The 5,232-nt window shown below is 41.5% G+C and carries 8 protein-coding genes and 1 pseudogene; 6 read left to right on the forward strand and 3 right to left on the reverse strand.

What is annotated here, in order from left to right; all coding sequences use genetic code 11:
• Positions 1 to 125: 125 nt before the first annotated feature.
• Positions 126 to 449: pseudogene (locus L7E55_RS17290) on the reverse strand (stage V sporulation T C-terminal domain-containing protein); the annotation flags it as partial.
• Positions 450 to 613: 164 nt separating this feature from the next.
• Between L7E55_RS17290 and spo0A the strand changes: the two are divergent.
• The 5 genes from spo0A (at position 614) to L7E55_RS17315 (ending at position 3,256) form a co-directional block, all read left to right on the forward strand.
• A complete protein-coding gene (gene spo0A, locus L7E55_RS17295) occupies positions 614 to 1,450 on the forward strand; it encodes a sporulation transcription factor Spo0A (RefSeq protein WP_277445608.1) in 837 nt (278 codons plus the stop codon).
• A gap of 178 nt (positions 1,451 to 1,628) precedes the next feature.
• Positions 1,629 to 2,108, forward strand: a complete 480-nt coding sequence (locus L7E55_RS17300) for a DUF6530 family protein (RefSeq protein ID WP_277445609.1) — start codon at positions 1,629 to 1,631, stop codon at positions 2,106 to 2,108.
• A 3-nt stretch (positions 2,109 to 2,111) separates the two neighbouring features.
• The gene (locus L7E55_RS17305; RefSeq protein ID WP_277445610.1) at positions 2,112 to 2,474 is read left to right on the forward strand and encodes a GIY-YIG nuclease family protein; all 363 of its coding nucleotides are present in this window, start codon (positions 2,112 to 2,114) and stop codon (positions 2,472 to 2,474) included.
• 126 nt (positions 2,475 to 2,600) lie between these two features.
• Entirely contained in the window at positions 2,601 to 2,858 is a 258-nt protein-coding gene (locus tag L7E55_RS17310) for an AbrB/MazE/SpoVT family DNA-binding domain-containing protein (RefSeq protein WP_277445611.1), read from the forward strand.
• On the forward strand, positions 2,855 to 3,256 hold the full coding sequence (locus L7E55_RS17315; protein ID WP_277445612.1) for a type II toxin-antitoxin system VapC family toxin: 402 nt from the start codon (positions 2,855 to 2,857) through the stop codon (positions 3,254 to 3,256). The genes L7E55_RS17310 and L7E55_RS17315 overlap by 4 nt, the downstream gene beginning before the upstream one ends.
• A gap of 257 nt (positions 3,257 to 3,513) precedes the next feature.
• On the opposite strand, the gene L7E55_RS17320 is transcribed toward L7E55_RS17315, so the two are convergent.
• On the reverse strand, positions 3,514 to 3,840 hold the full coding sequence (locus L7E55_RS17320; RefSeq protein WP_277445613.1) for a hypothetical protein: 327 nt from the start codon (positions 3,838 to 3,840) through the stop codon (positions 3,514 to 3,516).
• A gap of 1 nt (position 3,841) precedes the next feature.
• Entirely contained in the window at positions 3,842 to 4,108 is a 267-nt protein-coding gene (locus L7E55_RS17325) for a hypothetical protein (RefSeq protein WP_277445614.1), read from the reverse strand.
• Between the two features lie 292 nt (positions 4,109 to 4,400).
• Between L7E55_RS17325 and L7E55_RS17330 the strand changes: the two genes are divergently transcribed.
• Positions 4,401 to 5,232, forward strand: an 832-nt coding sequence (locus tag L7E55_RS17330; RefSeq protein WP_277445615.1) for an IS110 family transposase, incomplete at its 3' end; no start/stop codon positions are given.

Below are 5,232 nucleotides of genomic sequence, written 5' to 3' on the forward strand. Positions count from 1 at the left end.
ATTTTGCCTTGTTATTATGAATGATAACGACCGAGGTTTGTCAGGAGCCGTATACGAGGCCCGTACGTACGGTTCTGTGAGAGCCAAAAAGTCGGGATTAATTTTCCCGACTTTTAGCTACTCGATTCTTCCATGAATTTCTCAATTTCCGGGTTGAGCTGTTTATTCAGCAGTCTCTTATTTTCGGTACCGGCTACCGCAATAATAGCATCCTTGTCTGCTATGCACGCGATATGTCCAAGTGATTGGTTTAACGCTTTAGCGTAATCATCCGCGAATAATCCCAACTCTTTTACCGGCGAATATTTTTTTAGAATCACCTCACCCTCGTGATCAGTGAATATTTCCAACGGTGAGTTGTGTTTAATGCGAAGCGTATTCCTGATCTCCTTGGGTATCACAACTCTGCCAAGTTCATCTATACGGCGCACATTTCCAGTTGCCTTCAATTTTATCACCGCCCTAATATGGTTTTTCTCTTATTCTGTGATGAAAAGGGATTTTATAAACAAAATTTTTGTATCAACATTTATTGACATATTTCCCGAAGGTAATATGTTGCCGGCTGTCTAATAATAAAAAAAGAGATAAATAATATCGGAGGCGGGTATTTATGAAAAGCGGTATTAAAGTATTGATCGCGGACGATAACAGAGAATTCTGCGAGCTATTAAGTAGTTTTATTGAACAACAAAACGGATTGGAGATTGTCGGCGTGGCGCATAACGGCTTGCAAGCTATCGAATTCATTCGTGAATACAGTCCGGATGTGGTGGTTCTTGATATTATCATGCCACAACTTGACGGTATTGGCGTTTTGGAGAATTTAGCCGGTATCGGTAAAAGACCAAAAGTTATTATGCTAACTGCCTTTGGACAGGAAAGCATAACCCGGCGCTCAGTTGATCTTGGCGCTGATTACTTTATACTCAAGCCGTTCGATTTTAACCTGTTGGTTAATCACATACGTCAACTTGCAAATGAATTTAGTATGCACCAATATGTTCAGCAAACGAAAAAAAGGGATTTGGATACAGATGTTACTAATGTTATGCACGAAATGGGAATTCCCGCGCACGTAAAAGGGTACCATTATTTAAGAGAAGCTGTAATAATGGCCTATAATAATACCAGTCTAGTCGGTGCCCTGACAAAAGAGCTTTATCCAATGGTCGCGAAGAGATTTAATACAACTCCTTCCAAAGTTGAGCGCGCAATAAGACATGCTATTCAATTGGCTTGCGACAGAGGGAACGTTAAAATGATTCATAATGTTTTCGGATACACCATGAATATCGAGCGAGGTAAGCCAACAAATGGGCAATTCATTTCAGTAATAGCAGACAAATTAATAATGGAAGAAAAGGCTAGTGGTGCCGATATCTATAATGAGAACTTATCTTCAAGGCTATCAGTGGGGCCAATTTTGCAAGCAGGGCTGCACCCGTGATGCCCACAAATTATTAATTGGAGCAATATAACGACAGGTAATGCCGGGTTATGAAAATCAACCCGGCATTAGTAGTTTCGGAAATATAATAATCTTGACATTGCTAGTTAGAGACAGTACAATAAAGTTACTAAATTACTAGTGTACTAAATTAATGAATATACCAGGAGGTAAATTTATGAAAATACCTACTAGTTTAAAGCACAAACCCGTTATTGTCTGCGAAAATTACGAGAATGTTGACGGCAGGTATGCTTACGATTCAGATGCCAAGGGTCTTTCATTAGGGTTGGCTCAATGGAATGATCGGGGCAAGGTGGATATTTCAGCTAAAGTATGGCGGCACACAGGAGAAAAATGGTCTAGGCAGTCTGAGGAATTACCGCTCCACCGTGTGCTTGACCTGGCAATTCTTGTTTGCAGGGCAAAACTTCATTTCCAAGAGGCTTATCGGTACGAGAAGTTTTATGATACCGGAAACCCCGTTATTGACAGAGTTGGTATACAGGGTGATGCCATGACGGTGGCTGTTTGTACTGACAACGAAAAAATCAATGAAGATATTAACCTATTCAGGCAGGCTCTCAGTAATGATGATGAACTTCTAGGAGAACGCTTGCATATTTTGTCAAGGATATTGAAGGAGATGGGTTATTAATCCATGGACAAAAAGAGAAAAAAGGAACTAATACAGCAATACAAGCAAATGAGACCGGCGATGGGAGCATTCATAATTCGTTCTAAAGTTAATAATAAGTATTTTATTCAAGCAACTCAAAACTTGAGAGGTGTGATCAATAGCACTAAGGCTAAATTGAATAGTGGTATGCATCCAAATAGAGAGTTGCAAAAGGAATGGACTGATTTTGGCTCTGAAAATTTCACAATTGAAATACTGGAGAATCTTGAATACGATAAGGATGAATCGAAAACCGATTATAAAGAAGATTTGGCTTTGTTGCAAATGATTTGGGAAGAGAAATTGGCTAAGGAGAATATGGAGTTCTATAAAAAAAGAATATGATTATGAATCGCCGATGACATAGTAAGTCACATTCTTATATAAAGTAATAAGTGCGAGGTAAATATTGACAGCGTATAATATGTATGATAAAATAAGACAAATAATAATTACAAGAAGGAGTAAGAAATGTATACTGTCAAAATGTCTTCCAGAGGGCAAATAGTGATACCGGTAGAGGCAAGAAACAACCTTAATATTAAAGAAGGGGATACCCTTTCTTGTTATATCGAAGAAGGAAAAATCATTATAAAAACCAAGTCGGCTAAAAGCAAAAAAGGGATCGTTGACGAGACATTTGGTTTATTATCAGATTTGGACTACGACATAAAAGATTATGTTGAACAACTCCGTAAGGATTCCGGAAGAAGACTGGATGTTCAATGAGAGTAGTCTTTGATACTAATATAATTATTGATCATTTGAAAGGCTTACCTGAAGCCCGGAAACAATTGCGGAATGTCGAAAACGGTGTGTTTGAGGGCTTAATATCTGCAATCACGGTAATGGAACTACTGTCTGCTCCAAAAATATCTGAACAACGTTATGAAGCAATTGGAAATTTACTCGAAGCCTTTGAACACATACCTGTAGATAGGAAAGTTGCAGTTACCGCAGGCAAGTTATTATCAACGTACCGTGCTTCACACGGTATGGACCCCTTGGATGCCCTTATTGCAGCAACTGCCCTGGTTAACGAAGCAGTTTTATTTACGCTAAACCAAAAACATTTCAGGTTTATTGAAGGTTTAGTCAGTATAAATCCGTATTTAGCCGATAATTAAAGTGTCTGTTTTTCTTTGTAAAACTAAGTTAATTCCTTAAAATATAAAATCCTCGGAATCGGGGAAGTTTTGGTGCCGAAGAGGGGAGTCGAACCCCTACGGTGTTGCCACCGGCGGATTTTGAGTTTTATCCAAGCCTACTACGGTTATTAATAAAATATCGCTGAGTCCACAAAACACGCGGTTCGGACGACTCAGCGATATTTCTTTTTACTCGGTTAAATTGGGTTAGGGGTAGAAAGGCATCTACCGTTTTATCAACTTTTTTTATAGTGTTTGGCGAAAGGAAAGAGGTATTCGCAGATCCCATCATCGGTCCACCAAAAAATTACCCGGGCATATTTATTTACCCTGAAGCTATATAATTTTGGATACTCCGTTAACCATCCGGGGCGGGTGATTTTCCCTTCCAGGGCTTCAACGTTCAATCCTGTAGCCGGACGGTAGGGAGGAGTAATAAGACAGCTTTCAAAGTATTCTCGTTTCTCTTCGATCTGCTGGGCCAGCTCTGGATTGATTTCCCGGATGTTAGCTATTTTAGCATCATAGGTATGCGTTTTGCGAAACTTTATCTTTCTACTCATATCATGCCTGTGGTCTGCTGTATTCAGTATAGCGTTTATTCTTTAAATCTTTCGTTGATTTTTGCAGCAAGTCGTTGAAGCGTTGCTCTTCCTCCGGGGAAAGTGCCCAAAAATCTTCATCATCGGCGTTACCTACTATCCTGACCTTTATTTGAAAATCATGAACAATAGCATTAATTAGTTCACTTAATTCTTCTATTGTCCATTTATCGCTTTTAATTTCTTTGAGATGCCTTTTTACCTTTGGTGACTGAATCATAAAAACCATCCATTCCGCCGCTGACTGCTGGCGGCACAAATAGTGATGAAAAGGATGTGCAGTCAACATCCCAGTAGTACAATGATTTTGAGGAGGAGGCACACTACAAAGCACGTTAGGAGGAGTTGCAGACTGCCTCTTGGCTCAAATCAGTATAAAAACCAGTGTGAGGATCGCCATTCAAGCACAAATAAGTGGCGCCACGAGGCCGTACGCTAATCATTGTTTTAGCCTTTCGTTAATGTGCGGCGATCCAGTCACTGCCTTCTCCTTCACGATTTCATCACAAGGAGGGAGAACCTTGAAAGTCGTTTACCCCATCTGCTGTGGCGTCGATGTACACAAGACTTTTCTCGTCGCCACGCTCATCACTACGCAGGGCATCGTTCCGAGTTACAAAAAGAAGCGCTTTTCCACCTTTAACAAATCCATTCTGGCGTTCAAGCAGTGGCTGATTGACAACAACTGCTTTGACGTCTGCATGGAGAACACCGGGAAGTATTATGTTCCCATTTACAATTTACTGGAGGACTGCATCCGCGTTACCGTCGCCAACCCCAAGTGGGTCGCTGCTGTTAAAGGCAACAAGGATGATGTCAAAGACTCTAAGTGGATCGGCGATCTCTTTCGCCTCGGTCTGGTTCCCGGCAGCTTTATCCCAGCCAAGGACATCCGCATTTTGAGGGAGTATACGCGATACCGCTTCAAGCTTGTTTCCTGCAGATCCAGCGAAAAGAACCGCTTCCAGAACGCTTTCACTGTTTGCAATGTCGCCCTTGATGCTGTCGTTTCCGACATGTTTGGCAAATCTGCCTCGTCCATCACGGACTACCTTGTAAACGCGGATTCCTTCGACCCGAAGCATTGCATTACCCTGCTGCAACGCTCCTTGAAGAAGAAAGCCGACGAGGTTATCGAATCCATTGAGGGTTTTCAAATGACCCAAGAACAGAAGACGCGTATCCGCTTCGTCCGCAAGCATCTGGATTTTGTGGATCAACTTATTGCCGCCCTCGACCAGACCATCGCCGGTTTGGTTGAACCCTTTGAAAGCGCCATTGCCCTGCTCTGTACCATTCCCGGAGTTGACCGCACCTCCGCCGTTGCGATCATCTCCGAGATTGGTATTGATA

The sequence above is a fragment of the Pelotomaculum isophthalicicum JI genome (assembly GCF_029478095.1).
GTDB classification, from domain to species: Bacteria; Bacillota; Desulfotomaculia; order Desulfotomaculales; family Pelotomaculaceae; genus Pelotomaculum_D; species Pelotomaculum_D isophthalicicum.

Excerpts from the sequence above, each read along its gene's own strand:
- L7E55_RS17315 (WP_277445612.1), top strand. The coding sequence starts at position 2,855 with ATGAGAGTAGTCTTTGATACTAATATAATTATTGATCATTTGAAAGGC.
- L7E55_RS17305 (WP_277445610.1), top strand. The coding sequence starts at position 2,112 with ATGGACAAAAAGAGAAAAAAGGAACTAATACAGCAATACAAGCAAATG.
- L7E55_RS17310 (WP_277445611.1), top strand. The coding sequence starts at position 2,601 with ATGTATACTGTCAAAATGTCTTCCAGAGGGCAAATAGTGATACCGGTA.
- L7E55_RS17300 (WP_277445609.1), top strand. The coding sequence starts at position 1,629 with ATGAAAATACCTACTAGTTTAAAGCACAAACCCGTTATTGTCTGCGAA.
- L7E55_RS17325 (WP_277445614.1), bottom strand. The coding sequence starts at position 4,108 with ATGGTTTTTATGATTCAGTCACCAAAGGTAAAAAGGCATCTCAAAGAA.
- spo0A (WP_277445608.1), top strand. The coding sequence starts at position 614 with ATGAAAAGCGGTATTAAAGTATTGATCGCGGACGATAACAGAGAATTC.
- L7E55_RS17320 (WP_277445613.1), bottom strand. The coding sequence starts at position 3,840 with ATGAGTAGAAAGATAAAGTTTCGCAAAACGCATACCTATGATGCTAAA.